Origin of the sequence: Mesorhizobium sp. WSM4310 (assembly GCF_007003935.1) — a bacterium.
Lineage (GTDB): Bacteria > Pseudomonadota > Alphaproteobacteria > Rhizobiales > Rhizobiaceae > Mesorhizobium.
The window spans coordinates 1-1,490 of record NZ_VFTA01000082.1 but is presented as its reverse complement, the minus strand read 5'-3'; the positions used below and the strand labels follow the sequence as shown (position 1 = coordinate 1,490).

The window sequence follows — 1,490 nt, the reverse complement described above, 5'->3', positions numbered from 1 at the left end:
GGGACGACGGTTATGACACGCTGTCCTGGATTTCGCAGCAGCCATGGTCGAATGGACGCGTGGGCACATATGGGTGCTCGGCGCTTGGTATCGCGCAGGTTTTGCTGGCGCAGTTGTGCCATCCAGCCCACCGATGCGCAATTGCGCAGGGATCGGGCGGCGCGAACGGCTCTGCCGGAGGGCGATATCGCAACGGGGATCTCCGTCTCGGCGGTGCGGTGGAGGTTGCCGCGTTTGTCCCCTGGTTCCACCAAACCGCAGCGAAGGACCGGTCCCGAGTGCAACCGAAAAGCGATGAGGAGTATCAGCGGGCTTTCGCGTCGCTGCCGCTCGTCAACATGCTTAAGAGCCTTGGGGGACCGCCGACTGACTGGGAGGACTGGGTCTCGCGTGACCCAGGCGATCCCTGGGGGGATCGGAATGGGATGCTTAGCGAGGACTCGACCATCGACGTCCCAGCCCTGTTCGTGAACTCGTGGTACGACGTGGGGGCTGCCGACGCGCTTCACCAGCAGCGCGTTTTTAGTGCTCGCGGATTGAGCCCGGCGGCACGCGATCACCAACATATCATTCTGTCGCCAGCCACGCATTGTGGCACCGAGAGTCTCAAAGCCCCGACGGTTATCGGCGAGCGCGAGCTGGGCGACGCGCGCCTGGATTGCTGGCAGATCTACCTGGACTGGTTCGACTGCTGGCTGAACGACAAGCCCGACCGGATCGAGGGAATGCCCCGCGTCCAGTACTACGTGATGGGTCGCAACGAGTGGCGTGCCGCGTCAGAATGGCCCCCTCTTGGTGTGGAACTGCAGCACTGGTTCCTCCGCAGCGGCGGGAATGCCGCGACCCGTCTAGGCGACGGGACTCTTGATGTAGAGCCTCCGAGTGCCGACGAGCCGGCTGACACGTTTACCTACGACCCTGGGGATCCGGCGCCGTTCTTGGGGATGGACGGCGGGAAGTCAAGTGGAACTACTATAGGACCCCGCGATTACCAGGACGTCCAGCTTCGTCCAGACGTCCTCTGCTTCACTTCACCGCCCCTCACAGAGGGCATGGAGGTTACCGGATTTGTCCGGGCGGTCCTCTTCGTCTCTTCTTCGGCCCCGGACACGGACTTCGTGGCCAGACTGTTGGACGTACATCCCGATGGCCGTGCGATTGACGTGGTGGACGGGATACTGCGCGTCCGCTATCGCGAGGGCTTTGATCGGGCTGTTTTCATGGAACCGAGCGTTATATGCAAAATCGAGATTGATCTCGACGCCACAAGTAATTGGTTTCCGGCCGGCCATCAAATTCGCCTGGAAATCACTAGTTCGGCCTTCCCGCGGTTCGACCGCAACCTGAATACGGGAGGTAACAACTGGGACGAAACTGAATGGGTAGTGGCTCGGAACACGATTCATCACTGCGAGCAGTTCCCCTCCCACGTACTGCTTCCTGTGATGACAGCGATGGGGTCCCATGCCGGCAAGGCGAATTTGAACAGC

At 61.4% G+C, this 1,490-nt stretch carries 1 protein-coding gene; it reads left to right on the top strand.

The window, feature by feature from the left end; all coding sequences use genetic code 11:
• Positions 1-1,490: CocE/NonD family hydrolase (locus FJV80_RS34355; protein ID WP_140671269.1), on the top strand; the 1,490-nt coding region annotated here is incomplete at both ends.